This is a genomic window from Achromobacter mucicolens (assembly GCF_902859725.1).
Lineage (GTDB): Bacteria > Pseudomonadota > Gammaproteobacteria > Burkholderiales > Burkholderiaceae_B > Achromobacter > Achromobacter mucicolens.
In genome coordinates this window covers 101,818-121,288 of the sequence record NZ_CADIJP010000010.1, presented here as the reverse complement: position 1 = coordinate 121,288, position 19,471 = coordinate 101,818, and the positions used below count along the sequence as shown (strand labels likewise).

Sequence of the window (19,471 nt, the reverse complement as noted above, 5' to 3'; positions counted from 1 at the left end):
GTTTAGTATGGAGGCAAGTGATGCTTTAGGACCGGATATGGACCGAAATGTCGGCCTCGAAAAGGCCATCTCGATTGTGGGTAGTCAGAAAGCTCTGGCCGCAATCCTCGGCGTTACCCCGCAGTCGGTTAGCCAGTGGGTCAACGGCTCGCGGCCGCTCCCTTCGGAGCACTGCCCGGTCATCGAAGAGGCTACCGGCAAGCGGGTCATCTGTGAAGAGCTTGTGCCGAGTTTCCGTTGGGACGTGCTGCGCAAGCCGCGCCGGATCCGCAAGGCGAAAGCGGTAACTGCCGAAGCTGCGCTGTAGAGAGAGTTGAGTTGTTCCATGCGGTGAATCTTAGTAAAGCCGCACTAGTACCGAAACGCTGAAATCATCAGGAATCCAACGTAATGACTTGCCCCACCACCATTACCTACTGGCGTGACGCTCTCTACAACGCCGTGCGCGCTGCTGACGGCGGTGTCGAGGCTGCCGCCCAGTTCCTGACGCTTCGACGCGATACGTCCATTCACCCGGAATCGCTCCGTCGCAAGCTGCGTGGTGGCGACCAACTGGACGTCGACGTTGCCGTTCTTCTGGCTGAGTTTGTTCGGAACGATGCAGGCGCCCAGCACAAGTCGAATGACTGGCTTCTGTCGCTGAACGCTCAAGAGGGCGTTTTTGTCGACGATGTTCCGGCTGCGCCTGTTGGCGGTTGGGAAAACGAGGCGAAGGCGCTGCAGGACAAGTTCCTCGCTTTGGCCACCGAAATGGGCAAGATCGCCGCGGTAACGGCTCAGACCACGGCAGATAGCCAGATTGACCAAGCTGAGGCGGACCAACTGGTCCCTCTGCTGCGTGCGACGCGTGTCTTGTTGCATCGCATGGAGCGCAACGTCCTGCGCGCTGCGAGCAAGTAATGGCAAACCAGGTCTTCATCCTGTCTAGCCCTCTGGTCCGCCGTAACGCGGCCTATGCCTGCGCACACGCGCCGGATGGCTACAAGGTGGAGATCAAGGCCAAGACTCGCTCGAAATCTCAGAACGCCTTTTCCCACGCCTGGTACGAGGAAATCTCGCTAGCTCTGCCGGAAGACGACGCGCTGGGCTGGAAGTGCTACTGCAAGCTGCATCACGGCGTTCCGATCCTGCGCGCTGAAGACGAAGAGTTCCGCGAAGCCTACGACGGCGCCATCAAAGGCCTTTCGTACGAGCAAAAGCTGCTCGTGATGCGCGTCTTCCCCGTCACTTCCCGCATGACCACCAAGCAACTGACCAAGTTCGCTGAAGCCGTCCGTGACGACTTTGCGAGCCGCGGCGTTCATCTGGAAGTGGAGGCAGCATGACCTGGAATTCCACCCTCAAGCGCAGCACGCCTCTCCGGGCTAAGTCGGATCGCGGCCAAGGCCTCGGGCAGAAGGTTGCAGCTCAGCTTGGTTTCCTGCGTCCGCTGGGCATGAAGGCCAGCACGGTAATGCGTTCAGAGAAGCACCGCCGCAATGTGGCCAGCTTGGATTGCGTCGTGTGCGGTCGGTTCGGGCCTTCTCAATGTGCCCACGCCAACTTTGGTAAGGGGCTTGGCCTGAAGGCATGCGATTCCCAAACCTTCCCCGCTTGCCCGGACTGTCATCGATTGCACGACAGCGGCGGGATAAGCAAAGAAGCGCGTCGCAAGCTAGAGGTCGTTTACGTCGACCGTACCAGGGCCGAACTTATTGCACGTGGTTTGTGGCCTGCCGATGTTGAGGAGGCCTACAAGACCGCCTATGAGCCGATGAAGAGGGCTGCAGCATGAACTTCTACAAGCACTACATCGGCGACTTCCAGCGCGATACCGGACACTTGTCCCTGACGGAGCGCGGTGCCTACCTAGCGCTCATGCACCACTACTACGCCACCGAGGTCCCGTTGCCTAACGACCACGGTGCTCTGTGCCGCATCGCTGGCGCCTTCACCAAGGCAGAAAAGGACGCTGTGAAGGCTGTGACGCGATTCTTCACGGTGGTTGAGTCTGGCTTGATGCACAGCCGTATCGAGGCGGAGCTTGAAAAAGCTGGCAAGCAGGCTGACACGAATCGTCGCATCGCTCAGGAACGTGAGGCTAAACGTAAAGAGGCAAGATCGTCGAACGAAACGAGCACGAATCGTGCGACGAATCGTGAAACGAACGATCAACCTAACCAGACACCAGACACCAATAAAGAAAAACATTCGTCGGCTCACGCCGACCATGCCGACCGGTTTCAGGAGTTCTGGGACACCTGGCCGGTAACGCAGCGGAGAGCGGCGAAGGCTGAGTGTGCGAAGAAGTGGCGGTTGCGAAAACTTGACTCTGTTGCAGACCAAATCATTTCCCACGTGGCGGCGATGAAGGGCACGAAGCAGTGGCAGGACGGTTTTGAGCCGGCGCCCTTGACCTACCTGAACCAGAAGCGCTGGGAGGACGGTGTGGTGGCTGATGGCGGGTCGCTTGAGCAACCGTGGGAGGGCGCGCTGTGATCGGCCACGAAACCCTGCTGTCGCTTCGGATGCGCGGTTATCGACCGGCTGCCGTTTTTGTCTGCCTGACCGAAGCCCGCGACTACTCGGTTTTCAGCCACCCGGACATGGTCATGTCGCTGGGTGGATTTCCCGAAATAGACGTTTTCCCCGATGACACCCTCAAGACTGTTGACCTGCGGGTTCTTGCTGGGCTGAGCGTCCATCTTTCCGGTCCAGAAGGGCGCCACGTGAAAGCCCTGTTCAAGCGGATCCTCGACTTTTCCCCGGCTGACGTGACGGCTTGTGCCCTGGATTCAACCGGAATTCTTCGATACGAGAACGGCGAAACCCGCCGCCTGGAGGTTGCATGAACAACGTAGTCCAAATGATTACGCCTGACACGTTCGACTTCAAAGCCTACATGGCCGAGTCGGAGCCGCAGGCCAAGGTGATCAGCGCAGACACATGGACCGATGATCTGGTCGATTCAATCCGGAATGGAAATGTCGTGACTGGAGCGACGTTGCCGTGGGCCAAGACGCATGACCACCTGCGGTTTCGTCCGGGCGAGGTGACGGTGTGGCAGGGCATGAATGGCCACGGCAAGAGCCAACTCTTAGGGATGGCGTGTCTTGGTTTTGCCGCGTCTGGCGAGAAGCTGTGTATTGCGAGCTTTGAAATGAAGCCATTGTCGACGCTGAAGCGGATGCTGCGCCAGGGGGCCATGAACGACCGCCCTAGTGAGGCAATGGCGCGCAAGTTCGGAGAATGGTTGAAGGGCAAGGTGTGGCTGTACGACCAGCAGGGGACGGTCAAGCCGGAGATGGTCTACGCAGTCATCCGGTACTGCGCTTCAAAGCTTGGAATCAAGCACATCGTGATCGATAGCCTGATGAAGTGTGTGCGTGGCGAGGACGATTACAACGCGCAGAAGGACTTCGTAGACATGCTGACCTCCCTGGCACGTGACCACCAAGTCCATGTCCACCTTGTGCATCACGTGCGCAAAGGCGAAAGCGAAGAAAAACCCCCTGGAAAGTTGGACGCCAAAGGCAGCGGCTCGATTTCTGACCAGGTAGACCAGTTCCTGACTGTGTGGCGGAACAAGGCGAAGGAGAAGGCGCTGGACCAATGCGCCCGGACCGGCACACCGCTGCCGGACAAGTTCGCCAATGCCCCTGACGCAATGCTGATTTGCGACAAGAACCGGCACGGCGAGTGGGAGGGAAGTATCGCGCTTTGGTTTCACCCCCAATCGCTGCAGTACGTGGCCGATAGCCGCTGCCAGCCAATCAACCTCATTGGAGCGTGAAGATGCCTCCTAGAAACTACACCTACCCCTCGATCTTGGAGGCCCTCGAAGAGCGCGGCGATATGACCCACCGCGAGCTTGTGGAGGACCTGAAGTGCAGCCCGGTGACGGTTCACGACAACCTGCGCAAGCTGCGTGACGACGGGAAGATCCATATCTGCGACTGGCTGCCGCCCAAAGGGAAGGGTCCGCGGACGCCCGTCTATCGCTACGGATACGGTCGAGACGCCAATCGGGTTGTTCAAAGTAACGAAGAAAGGAACAGGAAGAAGCTCGCCTGGGTAAAAACGAGATCCATGAAGGACAAGCTGGCGCATTGCCCCCGCGATCCTTTCGCATCTTTGATCGCCCAGGTGACGGCATGAACGTCTTGGAACTCCCCTTTCCGCCTAGCGTGAACACCTATTGGCGCCACCCAAACAAGGGCAAGTTGGCAGGGAGACACCTAATCTCTGAAAAGGGCCGTGAGTATCGCCAAGCAGTGATCGATGAGGCAGGCCGCTACCAATTGCCGCGGCTTACTGGGGGGCTGTCTGTGCATATCCAGGCATTCCCGCCGGATAGGCACCGTCGTGATCTGGACAACCTGTTGAAAGGGTTGTTGGACGGTCTGGTGCATGCCCAATTGATCGAAGACGACAGTCACATTGACCAATTGTCGATTGAACGAGGTGTGGTTTGTAAAGGCGGCTTAGTCCGCGTGTTCATTAGCAAAAGCGAGGAGAACGGATATGGCGCTGCCTAGAAGCATTGAAGACTCGAATAAACAGATGCGCACCGCCGCCATCGAGCGTTTGCGTGCGGAACATGGGGTAGTACTGGATAAGAAGCGCCGCGGAGCGGAAGGCATTGCCGACGCTATCCGGGCTGTCGAGCCGTCGTTGCAGTCAGACGATGCGATGGTCTTGATCCGGGCGTGGGTTGCGCTCAAGCCGTCCGAGGTCGTCCCTGGTCGGCTCGCTTATGGGAGTGGGCAGCCCTACACCCTAGACAGCACGATGAGGAACGCCGCGTCGAGGCTGCAGGCCATGCGTATGCCGACCCCTGTGAGCATGAGCAGCAGGGTCCAGTACAGCCCGGAGTTTGCGTAATGGGCGCGCTCCTGCCGAAGTGGGCGATGGGCGACCCAGCATTAGTGTGCGAACGCCTGGAGGAATATCGCCGTCGACCACAGAAGCCCCGGCTAAGTCGGCAGGAGATTGCAAGACAAGGATTGGAGCAGCTATTCAGCGAGGATCACATGACGAAAGACGAAAGCGAACAACTGGAAGAACTGCTCATGACCTGGTACCACTGGGAGAAAGCCCAGCGGGACAACTTGGGCTACAGGAGCGTTGCCCCCGGTTTCCAAGGCGTGTCGAACTTGGACGGTTACGGCGATACCGACGAGACCGACGCCAAAATCAACCGCTACATCGGTCAGCAGGTGAATCTGTGTATCGACCTGCTGGATATCGAGCTGCGCGCCGCCGTCCGTCTGACCCTGCGTAACAGGGACGTTCCAAACAAAGTATTCATCAATCCGCGGTGCAGCCGGGAAGAACAGCACCGCCGATATCAAGAGGCGAAGGACAAGCTGCTTCCGATGCTGCGTCGGCGGGATCTCATCAAGCAACCGGTTGGGGCGTAGCCATGGCAACCCTTGTCCACGGCATGAGCCGAGAGCAGATGGCCAAGATTCGGGAGCAGATTAAATCCCAAGGGTTGCCCGACCCTTATCGTGCATATGCCGTTCAGGCAAACAGTGCGCGAGTGCGAGGGATCTCGTGGGAAATGACCTTCGCACAATGGTGGGAGATTTGGCAGCCTTACTACCATATGCGCGGGCCGGGGAAGAATGGCCTTTGCATGGCGAGAGAGCGGGACGACGGGCCATACGAAGTAGGCAATGTGTACCTGACCACTAATCTAGGCAACGCGCTTGACTATCACCAACGCTGCTCGCGAGCCATCGAGGCAAGACAGAAGTTGAAAGAGAAGAAGGAGATTGCCTATGCCAGGCGAGGCAGCACAGCAGGTGCGGCCCATGATGGGAAGGTGTCGCAGCGGACGTGGGAAGCGAACAACACGTCTAAATCTACTTGCAATTACAAGGACGATGACATATCCTATGAAGTATCGACGCCCTAATTGCGTCCGCAGTAAACACAAGCCTCGGCACACGCCGGGGCTTTTTGCTTTGGAGCTGCCGTGTTCAGTGGACAAGACCGTGAAGACTCGCAGTTCTACCCTAAGCGCAAGCAGGGTTTGGGACCAAGCGCATGAGAGGCGAGGGCTATCAGCCACTATGCACTGGCGTGATGCCTCGTCCCCCTGGGTCGACCATCGCCCAAGAGCCACAGCTTGACCGCATAGAAGCCAAGCTCGACGCGCTTCTGGATGCGCTGGCAGATGAAGGCGAAGAGATGGAACAGCCCGAGCTAACGCTTGATGGCGAGGCAGTAGGCGGCGAGCGGGACGATTCCCAGCCGCTATGAGCTACGGGCAGGGAAGAGGCGGCAGACCATGGCGCCGCCTTCGAGATCAGATCATGGCTCGTGATGGGTACATGTGCCAGTGCGAAAACTGCAAGGGCGTGAGGCTAATCGCACATGAGGTCGATCACATTAGCAACGCGAGGGATGCAGCCGGCAATCTGAACGATGACCCGAGCAACCTGAGAGCGATGAGCCGTGACTGCCACGCCGAGAAGACCAAGCGCGAGGCGAACCAGGGCTACACGCCCAGGTCCGCAGTAGGGTTGGACGGGTGGCCGCAGGGGCATAGGGTGGGTCTGAAGTCTGGCCCCTTTTAGCTGGACACCGGCCGCTGAGCTCTTTTTTCATAAACGTCCAGAAAAAACGGGACACAGTAAGGATTGAAATGGGCGCTCGGGGCCGTAAGTCGACGTCGGAAATGACCGTCGCGGCCCAAGTTGCGCCCGTGTTCAGCACGGACCGCCTGCAAGCGCCGGTGCATATGACGGATGCAGAAAGGTCAGTGTGGCTGGAGGTGGTCAACGATCAGCCAGCCAACGCTTTCACCCCGACGCATTCGCCACTACTGGAGCAGTACTGCCGTCACGTGGTGCAGGCTCGTTTGATCGCCGACGAGATCATGAGCTTTGACCGCGCTTGGTTGGCAGATGACGACGGGCTGAAGCGCTACAACCTTCTGTTGACGATGCAGGAGCGAGAAGGCCGGGCGGCGTCGTCCCTGGCCACGCGCTTGCGTATCACGCGGCAGGCTACGGCTGACCCCAAGACAGTCGGCCGGGCAAACAGCAGGCAAGGTAAGGCAAGGAAGCCGTGGGAACTAGTCGAAGACTGACCCGCGGCGAGCGCAACATAGCCTGGATCGAAGCGACTTGCCGGATTCCAGAAGGCAGGTTCGTGGGCAAGGCGGTCACGCTGACCAAGGCGCAGAAGGGCTGGATTCGCGCGATTTACGACACGCCGACGCGGATGTTCATCTTGTCGATGGCGCGCAAGAACGCGAAGACGGCTACCGCGGCGTTCCTCCTGCTACTGCATACGTGTGGTCCTGAGGCACGGCCCAATAGCCAGTTGTACAGCGCGGCTCAGTCGAGGGAGCAGGCGGCCATCCTGTTTGCCTTGGCCGCGAAGGTGGTCCGCATGTCTCCTCAGCTGAGCGAGTATGTGGTGATCAGGGATACGGCGAAGCAGTTGTTTTGTCCCGAACTGGGGACACTCTACCGGGCGCTATCGGCGGAAGCCAGTACAGCATACGGGCTGTCTCCGGTGTTCACGGTACATGACGAGCTGGGCCAGGTTAAAGGGCCGCGCTCTGAGCTGTACGAAGCGCTGGAAACGGCCTCGGCTGCTCAGGAGGCCCCGCTGTCGATCATTATCAGCACCCAGGCGCCGACGGATGCGGACCTGTTGAGCTTGCTGATCGACGATGCCCGGACCGGGGCCGATCCTAGGAACAAGGTGGTCCTACATAGTGCGCCGCTCGATTCGGATCCTTTCAGCGAGGACACGATACGGTTAGCGAACCCGCACTACGACGAGTTCATGAACAAGGAAGAAGTGCGGCGGCAGGCGGCGGATGCCAAGCGCATGCCAAGCCGAGAGGCTTCATACCGCAACCTTATTCTGAACCAGCGTGTGGAGGCGAGCAACCCGTTTATCTCCCGTACGGTCTGGGAGGAGAACGGCGCGCCGCCCGAGAGTTTGGAGGGCAAGACGGTCTACGGCGGTCTGGACCTGTCCAGCGTGTCGGACCTGACTGCCCTGGTCCTTGTATCGGATGATGGCGACGTCGAGTCGACGTTCTGGCTGCCTAGCGAAGGGCTCGCCGAGAAAGCCCGGAACGACAGGGTGCCGTACGACGTCTGGGAAGACGAAGGTCTGTTGCAGACTACGCCCGGCAGGGCAATTGAATACGAGTACATCGCGCATTACCTGCGGGATGTCTTTGACAGGTATGAGATAAGGGCGCTTGCCTTTGACCGCTACAACATGCGGTTTCTCAAGCCGTGGCTGGAACGCGCAGGATTCACCGAAGAAGAGTTAGAAAGATTCGTGGAGTTTGGCCAGGGCTTCGTATCGATGAGCCCGGCAATTCGCGAACTGGAAGCCCGGCTGCTGGCAAAGAAGCTGAAGCACGGAAAGCACCCGGTTTTGACGATGTGCGCGGCAAACGCGGTGGCGGTCTCCGACCCTGCCGGCAACCGAAAATTCACCAAATCGAAAACGTCCGGCCGGATCGACGGCATGGTGGCGCTCGCCATGGCGGTGGGGGTTATGCCGAATGAGACGGAGGACGACGGCGATTTTGCCGACTTTATCAGGGACCCGATCATCGTATGAAAACCAAGGCAAAGCCCGGTCGAGTCAAGGCCGCGCTCTTGAACTGGCTCGGGGTCCCCATCAGCTTGACCGATGAGGCGTTCTGGTCGCAGTTCGGAGTGACTACGGCAGGGCAGCAAGTCAACGAAAGGACCATTCTGCAGTTGTCGGCAGTCTGGGCATGCGCCCGGTTGGTTGCCGAAACGATTTCGACGTTACCCCTGGGCGTGTACGAGCGCACACCTAGCGGTCGTGTGCCGGCCGAACGGCATCCGCTTTACAGCCTGATTCATTCCCGTCCCAGCGCGGATACGACCGCGACGGTGTATTGGGAGGCGAAAATTGTTTCCATGCTGCTGCGTGGTAATGGATTTTCGGAGAAGAAGTACATCGGTAGCCGTCTGGTAGCGCTGGAGTTCCTGATCCCGTCTCGGCTGGCCATCTCGAGCGATTCGAACGGCAATCCTCGTTACCGCTACACAGAGAAGAACGGTAAGCAGAGAGAGATTCCTGCAAGTCGGATTTTCCGGATCCCGGGCTTCACGCTTGATGGGGATTGGGGGCTGAGCGCGATTGAGTATGGCGCCGGCGTATTCGGTTCCGCGTTGGCCGCATCTACTGCGGCAAATAGCACCTTCGAGAAGGGCTTGGCGCCGACAGTGGCGTTCACAGTCGACCGAGTACTGAAGAAGGAGCAGCGCGAAGAGTTCCGAGAGACCGTCAAGAAAATTAGCGGAGCGCTTAACGCCGGCGAATCTCCAGTACTTGAAGCGGGCATGGATGCCAAAACTATCGGCATCAATCCGACTGATGCTCAATTGCTAGAGTCGCGAAACTTCAGCGTGGAGGAGATTTGCCGTTGGTTCCGCGTTCCGCCGCACATGGTCGGCCACACAGCCAATTCGACGAGCTGGGGAACAGGTATCGAGCAGCAGATGATCGGGTTCCTGACGTTCACGCTTCGGCCCTGGCTGACCCGTATCGAGCAGGCGATCAACAAGGACCTCCTGTCCCCTGCCGACCAACCTCGTTACTACGCGGAATTCAGCGTCGAGGGCCTGCTGAGGGCGGATTCCGCTGGTCGCGCTGAGTACGAATCGAAGATGGTCAACAACGGAATTATGACCCGAGACGAGGTGCGCCGCCTTGAGAACCTGCCTCCGATGGGCGGGAATGCAGATGTGCTTACGGTACAGACCGCCCTTGTTCCGATAGATCAACTGGGCAGCGCCCAAACCGTCACCCAGGAGTAGACCTCATGCCCCGAAATCACCTTCCGGCAGCGCCGGAGGGGCGCCCCTGCGCGGGCGTCCGATATGACCTGTCGCCCAAGGCTCTGGACCGCTGGAACCCCGGCATCAAGGCCGCTTCAGACGAAGAAAACACGATCAGCGTCTTTGACGTTATCGGGCAGGATTACTGGACGGGTGAGGGCGTCACGGCAAAGCGGATCGCCGCCGCCCTGCGCTCGATGGATGGCAAGGACGTCACGGTCAACGTGAATTCGCCCGGGGGTGACATGTTCGAAGGCCTGGCGATTTACAACCTCCTTCGCCAGCACAAGGGCGACGTGACCGTGCGAGTGCTCGGTGTAGCGGCGTCGGCTGCGTCGATCATCGCCATGGCAGGTGACCGCGTTGAAGTCGCTCGCGCTGGCTTTCTGATGATTCACAACTGCTGGGTAATGGCGGTCGGGAACCGGCATGACTTCCGGGAAGTGGCTGACACGATGGAGCCGTTCGACCAAGCCATGGCCGACATCTACGCGGCTCGGACGGGCGACACGCTGGAGTCCATCCAGTCGTTGATGGACGCGGAAACGTGGATTGGTGGCGCAGATGCCGTTTCCCAAGGCTTTGCGGATTCCCTGCTCTCGTCGGACGAGGTCGCACAAACAGAACAAACAGCCAGCGCCGCAGCCGTGCGGCGTATGGAAGCCGCTCTGCGTTCCTCGGGCATGCCCCGAAGCGAAGCTATGCGGCTTATCAGCGAATTCAAGACCAGCCTGCGTGACGCGGCTGGCGGCGGTGGGCGCGATGCCACCGAACGCGGCCTGAGCGAGTCAGCCGCTTCTGAAGCAGCCGCACTCGCGGCATCCCTCATCAAATCCGTGTAAGGAAACACCATGAGTCTCGAAAAAGACATTGAAACCATCACCGCCAGTCTGAAGCAGGTCAACGATCAACTGAAGACCAACGCGGAAGCCGCCCAGAAGGAGATCAAGGCTCACGCCCAGATGTCCGAAGAAACCAAAGCGAAGGTCGACCAGCTGCTCGTCGCGCAAGGTGAGCTGCAAGCGCGTCTGCAAGCAGCGGAACAACTGGTCGTCAAGCTGCAAGACGGCGGCAGCGCCGGCCACCCTGCCTCGATGGGCGAAGAGTTCATCAAGGCGGACGGCTTCGAAGCGTTCGCGATGAAGGCCGCCGGCGGCATGAAGGGCAGCTTCTCCGTCCCCGTGAAGGCGGCCATCACGAGCCTGGACACGTCCGCTGGTGAACTTATCCAACCCACCCGCGTCGGTCTGATTCAGCCTGTTCAGCAGCGCCTGTTCCTGCGCGACCTGCTGTCGTGGGGCCGTACCAGCTCGAACAGCATCGAGTACGTGCGCGAAACGGGCTTCACCAACAATGCCAACGTGGTTTCGGAGAATCCCACCAATCCCAAGCCAGAATCGGACATCACGTTTGAACTGGACACGGATCCGGTCGCGACCATCGCTCACTGGGTGCGTGCCTCCCGCCAAGTCCTGTCCGACGCGGCTATGCTCGCCAGCTACATCGACGGGCGCCTGCGCTACGGCCTGAAGCTGAAGGAAGAAGCGCAGCTGCTCAAGGGGTCCGGTGTTGGCCTGAACCTGAACGGCATTTATACCCAGGCCACGAACTACGTGAATCCGGGCGTGACGGTCCAAGCGGAAACTGCTATCGACCGTCTGCGCCTGGCGTTGCTGCAGGTGACTCTGGCCGAATTCGACGCTGACGGCATCGTCCTCAGCCCCATCGATTGGGCCGCTATCGAACTGACCAAGACGACGGACAACGCATACCTGTTCGCCACCCCCCGCGGCTTGGCCACCCCCGGCCTTTGGGGCCGTCCGGTCGTAGCGACCCAGGCCATGACCGCCAGTGATTTCCTGGTCGGCGCTTTCCAACAAGGCGCCCAGGGCTGGGATCGCGAGGACGTTTCGGTGACGGTTTCGACCGAAGACCGCGACAACTTCGTGAAGAACATGGTCACGATCCTGTGCGAAGAGCGCGTGGGCCTGTCGGTCTACCGTCCGGAATCGTTCGTCAAGGGCGACTTCGACGGGCTGCCGGCCTCGGCCTAAGGCGGCGGGGGCTCCGGCCCCCGTCTTTCTGGAGAACACGATGGTTACGGTTACTGCGCGGCAGTCCTTCGATCACGATGGCAAACGGATGCCGGGTGATCAATTTGAGGTCAGCGACCACCATGCCAAGCAATTGGCCGGCAAAGGGCTGATCTATTCACCGAATGGCGATACCACTGACCCTCAAGAGGCCGCTGGCGAACCGTCGTCTGCATCGCAAGCGGCCCAAGCCTCACGGCAGACGACTGCGAAGCGGTCCGGGCGTGGAGGTCGGGCTCGAAAGACCGCGGAGTAATCGTCACCAACACCACTTTTCAGATGGCTCCATGGGCTGATGTCCTGTACGCCATGGACCGCGTTTGGTGGAAAGAGTACGGGGAAGAGGCCCAAAACAGTTTTTCCGGTGAGCTTTGGGCGCCATTGACCGGAATCCGGGGCGTTCGGAAAGCGTCTTTTGACTACGGTAAGAATTCCGGCCTGGGCGCCATTTCGTTGGCTGCGCATTGGGGTGCGCAGCGGATCATCTTGATTGGCTACGACTGTCAGAAGACCGATGGAAAGGCGCACTGGCATGCGGACCATCCTAATGGGCTCGGCAACGCCGGTGCCGTTGATAAGTGGCCACAGCAGTTCGCGGATCTGGCCAAGCGTCTCAGCGCTGAGGTGGTGAATGCATCGAAGGTGACGGCGTTGGAATGTTTCCCCAGGGTGAGCTTGTCTGATGCCTTGAAGCAGCAGACGAAAGCGCCCCTCTTCATACAGGGGATGCATGGTCTGGGTGACAACTTGCACCAAAGGTCTGTAGTGCGGCAGTTGAGCCTGGATCATGAGATCTGGCTGGAGACGCCTTGGCCCTGTCTCTACCACGACATGCCGGGAGTGAGTTTGGTCGGGAAAGGTTCGAAGTTGCGGACCCAGGCCAAGAATGCAGCGCGCGAGCGCGATCGGTTTACAGCAAGGCCGGTACCGAGAAGCGCAAAGCGGCTGGAAGTGAAGTATCCGCCGGAGGCTGTGCGTCGGCATGGATCGGTGCTGGCCGCCATGTCAAACCAGTGCGGCGTGGAGCCGGGAGAGTTTCGGCTTCCCATACCCGAGGCGTGGCGTGCCAGGGCGTATGAGTTGGTACGCCGGTGGAGCCCGGATCGGCCGCTGATGATTTACCGTCCGCTGGTTGAGCGGACCGAATGGGGGGGCTGCCGGAATCGCAACCCGGATCATGCGGCATATGCCGACCTGTTTCGGAGTGTGCGAGATCACTTCTTCGTGGTGAGTCTCGCGGACGTGGCGCCCGGGAAGGAGTGGATCGTTGGAGAAAAGATAGACGCCGAGGTGGAACTGCACGCCGGTGAGTTGGACATTGAGGTCCTTGCCGCGCTGGTTGCGCAGTCGGCCCTCGTATACACCGCGCCAGGGTTCGCAGTCATCCTGGCGCAAGCGGTGGGGGTGCCATCGGTGGCGGTGTTCGGTGGTTATGAGAACTCGCAGTCGTTCTCAGCCGGTGCATCGCAGGCGCCGTACCTGGGAATTGATCCCATAAAGCCGTGCAACTGTTTCAGCCATACACACAGGTGCGAGAAGCGCATCGACATGGTGAGCGCCAAGCGCCGCCTTTTGGAGTTTGTGAATGCGCATAGTCCGCAACAGGGAGTCCTTCAGACTCTCGCCGCGTAGCTACGAGGCCAATGGTTTGCCCACTGAGTATTTCAACCCGGGCGAGCTGGACGTTCTTCTGAGCCTGATGGAATCCGTAAACGCCGAGGTGGTCATCGAGTTCGGCGTGAACAGCGGGCGCAACCCCGCGGCGGTATTCCGGAACCTGGCATCGGTGCGCCGCTACGTCGGCGTCGATGTGGCGCCGGGCTACCAAACGGTCATGCCGGTCCAGCGCCGGGAAGTGCTGCGCAACCCGGGGCACTTGGTCAAGCACGATCCGCGGTTTGAGTTGATTGTCCGACCGAACGGCAGTTTCGATCTGCGCCCGAGCGACCTGCCGCAGGCTGATGCAATCTTTATCGACGCGGACCATTCTCGCGCCGGAGTGCTGAATGACTACGCTCTAGCTCTGAAAGTGATTCGCCCTGGTGGAATCATCATCTTCCACGATGACAACTGTAGGCCGGTTGTAGAAGTGACGCAGACGCTCAACGAGCTTTGCGACAACGGTGCCGATATCAAGCACGTGGAAGGAACCTGGATCTCCTATGAGCGTCATTGACCTTGATACCGCCAAGCAGTTTTTGGACGTCATCCATAGCTCGGATGACGCCAAGCTGCAGATGCTGCTTGATGGCGCCGAGCGGGAGGCGCTGGACTTCATGAACCGAAGCGAGTTCCGGGCGGAGGAATGCAGTAGCGAGTCTTCGAGTGAACCAGAGGTGATGCCTGACAGTGTTCGCCTTGGCGTTCTTCTTCTGCTCCAGGCTGCCTACCAGGCCACGCCGGACGACGCGGCGAAGCTGCGTGCCGCGGCTGAGGTCAAGCTGATGCCGTACCGCTGTTACATGGGGGTGTGATGCTGGCCGCACGACTACGCCACCGCGTCACCTTTCAGGAGCAGGTAAACAGCCAAGATCCGGTAACGGGCGCTGTGTCGCTTACGTGGGAGAACGTCTGGCTCGATTCCACCACAGAACTGAAGGACGTCCCCGCTGAGGTTCTGACCGGTCCCGGGCGGGAATGGGTGGGAGCCGGCACGATCAACGCCGAGCTTTCGGCCCGTATCAACCTGCGCTGGTTCCCAGGTTTGCGCCAATCCTGGCGCATCCTCTGGGACGGCCGGGTCTACAACATCGAGTCCATGGAAACTGACGCAACTGCACGGCGGGAATGGCGGCTGCGCTGTGTCGACGGGCCGAGCGAGGGGCTATGAAGGTCGAAGTCAATCTGCGTGGTGTCGACGGCGTGATTGCAACGCTCAAGAGCCTGCCGCCTGAGATTGTCTCGAAGCGCGGTGGCCCGGTGAAGCTTGCCCTGGCAAAGGGCGCCCGCCTGATCCGTGATGAAGCGAAGAAGAATTTGCGAAGAGCGATCGCTATGAACGGCGACGAATCGACTGGGTTGCTGGAAAAGAACGTAATTTCTAGCCGCGGCAAGCCTCCTAGCACGGGTAAGGGCGAACGGTACTTGGTTCGTGTGCGCCGCAAGACTTACCCGGGCAAGAATGGAAAGCCTGTTACGACACGGGCCACCGCGAGCTTTATGGAGTATGGGACGGAAGACCAGCCCGCTACACCCTGGCTGCGTCCTGCGGTTCGCCAACACGGTGAAGCGGCGATCAACGTCATTACGCAAGACCTGAACAAACGCATTGAAAAGGTGGTGTCCGAGATGGGTGCCAAGAACCGGAACAAGTGATGCTGCCAGCCGTATTCCAGACCCTTCAGACGCCCTCGGTATTGGCGATTGTCGGCGGTACGCCCGTCCGGATATTCCGGCACGGCGCCGCGCCCCAGGACACAGAGAAGCCGTATGTCACCTGGTTCGAGGTGGCCGGGCAGCCGTATGACCAACTGAGCGGCACGCCTTGTGGCGACTTTGACAGCGTGCAGATCGATTGCTGGTCCAAGTCGGATCTGCAGGTCGAACAGCTTGCCGAGGCGGTGCGTGATGCCGTCGACTTAGCCGGAATAGCTAATCGGGTGGTCGTGAACCTGCGAGATCCCGACACGAAGCTTTTCCGGATAGGCCTTGAGGCTGATTTCATCAACTCCCGATAGACCCATTCCCCTAGTTTTGCCTTGCCCGCCTCGAGCGGGCTTTTTCTTTTGGAGCCCGCAATGACCGCTGGAATCGTAAAAACCCAAGGTACCGAGCTGTACTTCAAAACCGTTGACTCGGCCCCGCAACTGGTCAAGATGGCCTGCCCGACTGGCATTACCGGCCTGGGTGGCGCTGCTGACCAGCTCGAGACGACCTGCTTGGATACGCAGGACGATAAGGAATACACGGGCGGCCTGGGCAACCCCGGCCAGGTGTCCGTACCGTTCAACTTCATCCCGACCAACGCGTCCCAGCAAGACCTGTTCGACATGAAGGCCCGCCGGGACGTGCTGGACTGGATCGTCCTGCTGTCGGACGGTACCGCTGCCCCCGTGCTGGATTCGAACGATGCTATCGACCCGCCGGCTGGCCGCTCGAGCATCATGTTCCAGGGCTACATCGCCGACCTGAACCTGGATATCGCTACCAATGAAATCGTGCGCGGCACGCTGACTATTCAGCGCTCCGGCCCAGTGATCCTGACTCCGAAGGCCTAAGCATGCTCGACAAGTCCTTTTTCGCATCTGAAGCGGTATTGGCCAAGGAAGTGCCGTTGGGTGACGGCGAGCTGCACACACTGCACTTTCGTGCGTACAGCGGTGCCGCGTTCAACGCGTATGCGCATGCCATGAAGTCGGAAGACCCCATGATGAAGGGGAAAGGCATGGCGATTCTCATCGCCGACTGCCTTTGCGACAAGGAAGGCGTTCGCCAACTGACCGTCGAACAGGCTTCGAAGCTGAATCCAGTTCCGATGCAAGCCATCTTTAAAGCGGTGCTGGAGGCGAACGGGCTCGGTGCTGACAAGTCAGAGAGCCAGGACGAGCCGGGAAACACGTAAAGGCTGGCAGCGACGACTGGCTGTGGGCCGTCCTGGCGCTTCGTCTGGGCGGCCGCACTATCCAGGAATTGCGGCTGGCCATGACCCAGCGTGAATTCGAGTTCTGGAAAGCGTTCTACGAGCGCCATCCGTTTGATGACCTGCATATGTTCCACCGCCCAGCAGCTTTGATAGCACAAAGCATGGCAGGCGGCGATATGGCCCAGAAGATCCAGTGGCTTTCTAGCCCAATCGTTCGTGACCTCTCTGATGCTGACCTTCGCACTCTGAAGGCGTTCGGACTCAAACCCCAAGGATAGCTAGATGGCAACCGCAGGAAGCATAGTTGTAGATTTGCTCATGCGCACGGGATCGTTTGAGACGGATGCCCAACGTGCGTCGAAGACGGCGGAGAAGCGCTTCAAGGAGATCGAGAAGCAGGCCAAGGACGCGGCGACGAATGTAAGTAGTGCCTTCGCCGGTCTACTTAGCGGTGCGTTGCTGGGGGTGGGCTTCGGTACGGCCTTTGGCAAGTTCATCGAAGAGACTAAGAACGCGCAAAGCGAACAAGCTCAACTTGCCGCCGTTCTCAAGTCAACGGGTAACGCAGCGGGGTTCACTGCGGCTGAACTGAACAAGATGGCCAGCGGTATGGCCGGGTTTGTCAGTGAGGGCGACATTAACCGCGCTCAGACCCGCCTGCTGTCCTATACCGGGGTGGTTGGCGATGAGTTCCCCCGGGCGCTTCAGGCCGCTATCGACATGTCGGTGCGCCTGGGAATGACGGTCGAGCAATCTGCCGAAACGGTCGGCAAGGCGTTGGACATTCCCAGCAAAGGACTTACCGCTCTGTCGAAGCAGGGGTTCCGCTTCACGGAGGACCAGAAGAAGCTGGTGGAGTCGCTGGAGTCCACGGGCCGTGTGGCCGAGGCGCAGGATGTCGTTTTGAAGGCGCTCGAGGCGTCCTATGGTGGTGCGGCAGAGGCCGCCCGCAATACGCTGCCCGGTGCTCTTCAGGCTTTGCAGAATCAGATTGACGACCTGATGACGGGCGATGACGGCAGCGTTAATGGCCTGACGGAAGCAGTCAATGACTTTACCGATTTGCTAGGATCGTCAGAGACCAAGGCCACCTTCGCGACCTTCACGCAGTTCTTGGCGGAGATCGCGACAGGCCTGGTAACTGTCATCAACGAGTTTACAAATGCGGCAAGGGCGGCTGATAGCTGGCTTGAGGCTATCAACGTCAAGGTGGCGGACACCATATTTGGTAATTCGGATGCCGCGAAAGAAGTTGAGACTATCACGCAGCGCCTGAACGAGAACCGGGAAGCCGTAGAGAAGCTGCGCGCTGCGCAGGCGGCGAACCCCTCGGGGAAGTCGACGAACATGTTCGGCTTCGAGCAAAACGAGAACTATCAACAGCGCATCAATGCCATTCAAGCCGCGATCAAGGCCGGTGAGGCTCGTCTCGTTTTTGCCCAAGGACGATTGAAGAGTCAAGACAAGGCGCTTCTGGAGGGGCTAACCGGAATCGATGAAACCGGCGGGCCTACTCAGACACTTGAGCCAATCCGCACCTCCGCGTCTTCGCCGGTCGAGAAGAAGACGAAAGAGAAGGTCGATCAGGGGCAAAAGCTGATCGACCAGATGAACCAGCGTATCGCTCTGATCGGAAAGGAAACGGAATACGAGAAGCTGCTCGAGCAGGTCAGAATCGGATCTGTAACCTTCAAGACTCAGGCTCAGCAGGACGAAGCGCTGGCATCTGCGCAAACGCTCGACTTTATCAATGAGCAGACCAAGGCTTACGAGGAATCGCAGAAGCAAGCCGCCGCTCTGTCCAAGGTTCTGGACGAGCTATACCCGGACCAAGCTGCGACGAACGATTACCTATCTAAGTTGGCACTGCTGACTGAAGGACTGAACAACGGTACGTTGTCCGCCGAACAGTACTACGAGGCCGTCGACAAGCTCGAAGAGAAGTTCAATGAAACCACGGACGGGATGACGGAGTTCGCTGTCCAGGCCGCTCGAAACATCCAGGACGCCTTGGGCGACACGCTGGAAGACCTGCTGAGTGGGAATTTCGACAACATCGGTTCCAAGTTCGCCGACATGATTCTTAAGATGGCGGCCAATGCCGCAGCCGCCAACCTTGCGACTGCGCTCTTTGGCGACTTTGGTAAGTCCGGGAATATTGGCGGGCTGATCGGGACCGCAATTGCGGGCTTCATCGGCGTTCCTGGCGGCGGATCTGGCCCCGCGCCTACCGCGGCCCAAGTCGGCGCTGCGGGTGATGGTCTTATGTTTTTCGACGGAGGCGGATACACGGGTTCTGGCGGGAAACTTGACCCGGCTGGAATCGTTCACAAGGGGGAGTACGTGTTTGATGCGGACTCCACTCGCCGTCTGGGCGTCGGGTTTCTGTCCCGCCTCCGGGGTTATGCAGATGGTGGCTATGTGGGCGCAAGTGGAATGCCGAGCGCAGACGGTGGATCCACCCGCGTCGAGATCATCAATAACGGCACGCCGCAACAGGTGAGTGGTGCTAGCCGATCCTTTGACGCTCAAGGGGAGGTCATCCGGATTGTGGTCCAGGATATCCGTCGCAATGGTGATACCGCCAAGGCAATCAAGGGGATGCCGGCATGAGCAGCTTCCCGGATTACGCGAAGGTGCTGCTATCAGGGTTCACGGAGGCCGATGACTATGGCGTCCTGCGCACAGATATGGATAGTGGCATAGCCAAACAACGTCCCACTCGCTCCCTCCCTATCGTGACGCGCGACGTCATCATTCACGTGGAAACTCTGGCAGACAAGAATGCCTTTGACGCGTGGCGAAAGACCGCGCTGAACGGAAGCGTTGCCTGGTTCGATTGGCTAGATCCGCTAGACGGCGTTGTGAAGCAGGCTCGCTTCGTGGGTGGGAAGCTGCAATGGACGAGTCCGGGAAAGGTTTGGCGGGCGTCCGGACAGATGGAGACAGTGGGCTGA

General features: G+C 59.4%; 29 protein-coding genes. All 29 read left to right on the top strand.

What is annotated here, in order from left to right:
• Positions 1-37: 37 nt before the first annotated feature.
• Positions 38-307 (top strand): helix-turn-helix domain-containing protein, encoded by a 270-nt coding sequence (locus tag HV786_RS14625; protein WP_158216668.1) that lies wholly within the window; start codon positions 38-40, stop codon positions 305-307.
• An 83-nt stretch (positions 308-390) separates the two neighbouring features.
• Positions 391-900, top strand: a complete 510-nt coding sequence (locus HV786_RS14620; protein ID WP_128827847.1) for a hypothetical protein — start codon at positions 391-393, stop codon at positions 898-900.
• The gene (locus HV786_RS14615; RefSeq protein ID WP_128827848.1) at positions 900-1,325 is read left to right on the top strand and encodes a NinB/YbcN family protein; all 426 of its coding nucleotides are present in this window, start codon (positions 900-902) and stop codon (positions 1,323-1,325) included. The genes HV786_RS14620 and HV786_RS14615 overlap by 1 nt, the downstream gene beginning before the upstream one ends.
• Entirely contained in the window at positions 1,322-1,774 is a 453-nt protein-coding gene (locus HV786_RS14610; RefSeq protein WP_252870062.1) for a hypothetical protein, read from the top strand. The genes HV786_RS14615 and HV786_RS14610 overlap by 4 nt, the downstream gene beginning before the upstream one ends.
• Positions 1,771-2,478, top strand: coding sequence for a YdaU family protein (locus HV786_RS14605; RefSeq protein WP_128827849.1), 708 nt, complete (start codon positions 1,771-1,773; stop codon positions 2,476-2,478). Before HV786_RS14610 ends, HV786_RS14605 begins: the two co-directional genes overlap by 4 nt.
• Entirely contained in the window at positions 2,475-2,831 is a 357-nt protein-coding gene (locus HV786_RS14600; protein WP_128827850.1) for a hypothetical protein, read from the top strand. The genes HV786_RS14605 and HV786_RS14600 overlap by 4 nt, the downstream gene beginning before the upstream one ends.
• Positions 2,828-3,772: a DnaB-like helicase C-terminal domain-containing protein gene (locus HV786_RS14595; RefSeq protein WP_252870063.1), complete on the top strand. Its 945-nt coding sequence runs from the start codon at positions 2,828-2,830 to the stop codon at positions 3,770-3,772. Before HV786_RS14600 ends, HV786_RS14595 begins: the two co-directional genes overlap by 4 nt.
• A gap of 2 nt (positions 3,773-3,774) precedes the next feature.
• Positions 3,775-4,137, top strand: a complete 363-nt coding sequence (locus HV786_RS14590) for a winged helix-turn-helix domain-containing protein (RefSeq protein ID WP_128827851.1) — start codon at positions 3,775-3,777, stop codon at positions 4,135-4,137.
• On the top strand, positions 4,134-4,517 hold the full coding sequence (locus HV786_RS14585) for a RusA family crossover junction endodeoxyribonuclease (protein WP_128827852.1): 384 nt from the start codon (positions 4,134-4,136) through the stop codon (positions 4,515-4,517). Before HV786_RS14590 ends, HV786_RS14585 begins: the two co-directional genes overlap by 4 nt.
• Positions 4,504-4,863 (top strand): hypothetical protein, encoded by a 360-nt coding sequence (locus tag HV786_RS14580; protein ID WP_128827853.1) that lies wholly within the window; start codon positions 4,504-4,506, stop codon positions 4,861-4,863. Before HV786_RS14585 ends, HV786_RS14580 begins: the two co-directional genes overlap by 14 nt.
• Positions 4,863-5,402: a hypothetical protein gene (locus tag HV786_RS14575; RefSeq protein ID WP_175211155.1), complete on the top strand. Its 540-nt coding sequence runs from the start codon at positions 4,863-4,865 to the stop codon at positions 5,400-5,402. The genes HV786_RS14580 and HV786_RS14575 overlap by 1 nt, the downstream gene beginning before the upstream one ends.
• 2 nt (positions 5,403-5,404) lie before the next feature.
• A complete protein-coding gene (locus HV786_RS14570; protein ID WP_128827855.1) occupies positions 5,405-5,902 on the top strand; it encodes a hypothetical protein in 498 nt (165 codons plus the stop codon).
• A gap of 343 nt (positions 5,903-6,245) precedes the next feature.
• Positions 6,246-6,566: an HNH endonuclease gene (locus HV786_RS27585; RefSeq protein WP_128827856.1), complete on the top strand. Its 321-nt coding sequence runs from the start codon at positions 6,246-6,248 to the stop codon at positions 6,564-6,566.
• A gap of 101 nt (positions 6,567-6,667) precedes the next feature.
• Complete coding sequence (locus HV786_RS14560; RefSeq protein ID WP_252870064.1) at positions 6,668-7,081, top strand: hypothetical protein; 414 nt, start codon at positions 6,668-6,670, stop codon at positions 7,079-7,081.
• Positions 7,082-7,143: 62 nt separating this feature from the next.
• Positions 7,144-8,586, top strand: a complete 1,443-nt coding sequence (locus HV786_RS14555; RefSeq protein WP_252870065.1) for a terminase large subunit — start codon at positions 7,144-7,146, stop codon at positions 8,584-8,586.
• Positions 8,583-9,818, top strand: coding sequence for a phage portal protein (locus HV786_RS14550; RefSeq protein WP_128827859.1), 1,236 nt, complete (start codon positions 8,583-8,585; stop codon positions 9,816-9,818). Before HV786_RS14555 ends, HV786_RS14550 begins: the two co-directional genes overlap by 4 nt.
• Positions 9,819-9,823: 5 nt before the next feature.
• Positions 9,824-10,681 (top strand): head maturation protease, ClpP-related, encoded by an 858-nt coding sequence (locus HV786_RS14545; protein ID WP_128827860.1) that lies wholly within the window; start codon positions 9,824-9,826, stop codon positions 10,679-10,681.
• Positions 10,682-10,690: 9 nt separating this feature from the next.
• The gene (locus HV786_RS14540) at positions 10,691-11,893 is read left to right on the top strand and encodes a phage major capsid protein (RefSeq protein ID WP_128827861.1); all 1,203 of its coding nucleotides are present in this window, start codon (positions 10,691-10,693) and stop codon (positions 11,891-11,893) included.
• A 348-nt stretch (positions 11,894-12,241) separates the two neighbouring features.
• Positions 12,242-13,564, top strand: coding sequence for a glycosyltransferase family 9 protein (locus HV786_RS14535; protein ID WP_175211153.1), 1,323 nt, complete (start codon positions 12,242-12,244; stop codon positions 13,562-13,564).
• Positions 13,518-14,108, top strand: a complete 591-nt coding sequence (locus HV786_RS14530) for a class I SAM-dependent methyltransferase (RefSeq protein WP_128827862.1) — start codon at positions 13,518-13,520, stop codon at positions 14,106-14,108. The genes HV786_RS14535 and HV786_RS14530 overlap by 47 nt, the downstream gene beginning before the upstream one ends.
• Positions 14,095-14,406 carry a head-tail connector protein gene (locus HV786_RS14525; RefSeq protein ID WP_128827863.1) on the top strand — a complete coding sequence of 104 codons (312 nt, stop codon included), beginning with the start codon at positions 14,095-14,097 and terminating at the stop codon, positions 14,404-14,406. The genes HV786_RS14530 and HV786_RS14525 overlap by 14 nt, the downstream gene beginning before the upstream one ends.
• Positions 14,406-14,762: a head-tail adaptor protein gene (locus tag HV786_RS14520; protein ID WP_128827864.1), complete on the top strand. Its 357-nt coding sequence runs from the start codon at positions 14,406-14,408 to the stop codon at positions 14,760-14,762. Before HV786_RS14525 ends, HV786_RS14520 begins: the two co-directional genes overlap by 1 nt.
• A complete protein-coding gene (locus tag HV786_RS14515; RefSeq protein ID WP_128827865.1) occupies positions 14,759-15,247 on the top strand; it encodes an HK97-gp10 family putative phage morphogenesis protein in 489 nt (162 codons plus the stop codon). The genes HV786_RS14520 and HV786_RS14515 overlap by 4 nt, the downstream gene beginning before the upstream one ends.
• The gene (locus tag HV786_RS14510; protein WP_128827866.1) at positions 15,247-15,609 is read left to right on the top strand and encodes a DUF3168 domain-containing protein; all 363 of its coding nucleotides are present in this window, start codon (positions 15,247-15,249) and stop codon (positions 15,607-15,609) included. The genes HV786_RS14515 and HV786_RS14510 overlap by 1 nt, the downstream gene beginning before the upstream one ends.
• 60 nt (positions 15,610-15,669) lie before the next feature.
• Positions 15,670-16,149: a phage tail tube protein gene (locus HV786_RS14505; protein ID WP_128827867.1), complete on the top strand. Its 480-nt coding sequence runs from the start codon at positions 15,670-15,672 to the stop codon at positions 16,147-16,149.
• A gap of 2 nt (positions 16,150-16,151) precedes the next feature.
• Positions 16,152-16,493 carry a hypothetical protein gene (locus HV786_RS14500; protein WP_128827868.1) on the top strand — a complete coding sequence of 114 codons (342 nt, stop codon included), beginning with the start codon at positions 16,152-16,154 and terminating at the stop codon, positions 16,491-16,493.
• A gap of 80 nt (positions 16,494-16,573) precedes the next feature.
• Positions 16,574-16,792 (top strand): phage tail assembly protein T, encoded by a 219-nt coding sequence (locus HV786_RS14495; RefSeq protein WP_128827869.1) that lies wholly within the window; start codon positions 16,574-16,576, stop codon positions 16,790-16,792.
• A gap of 4 nt (positions 16,793-16,796) precedes the next feature.
• Positions 16,797-19,127, top strand: a complete 2,331-nt coding sequence (locus tag HV786_RS14490) for a phage tail length tape measure family protein (protein WP_128827870.1) — start codon at positions 16,797-16,799, stop codon at positions 19,125-19,127.
• On the top strand, positions 19,124-19,471 hold the full coding sequence (locus HV786_RS14485; protein ID WP_128827871.1) for a hypothetical protein: 348 nt from the start codon (positions 19,124-19,126) through the stop codon (positions 19,469-19,471). The genes HV786_RS14490 and HV786_RS14485 overlap by 4 nt, the downstream gene beginning before the upstream one ends.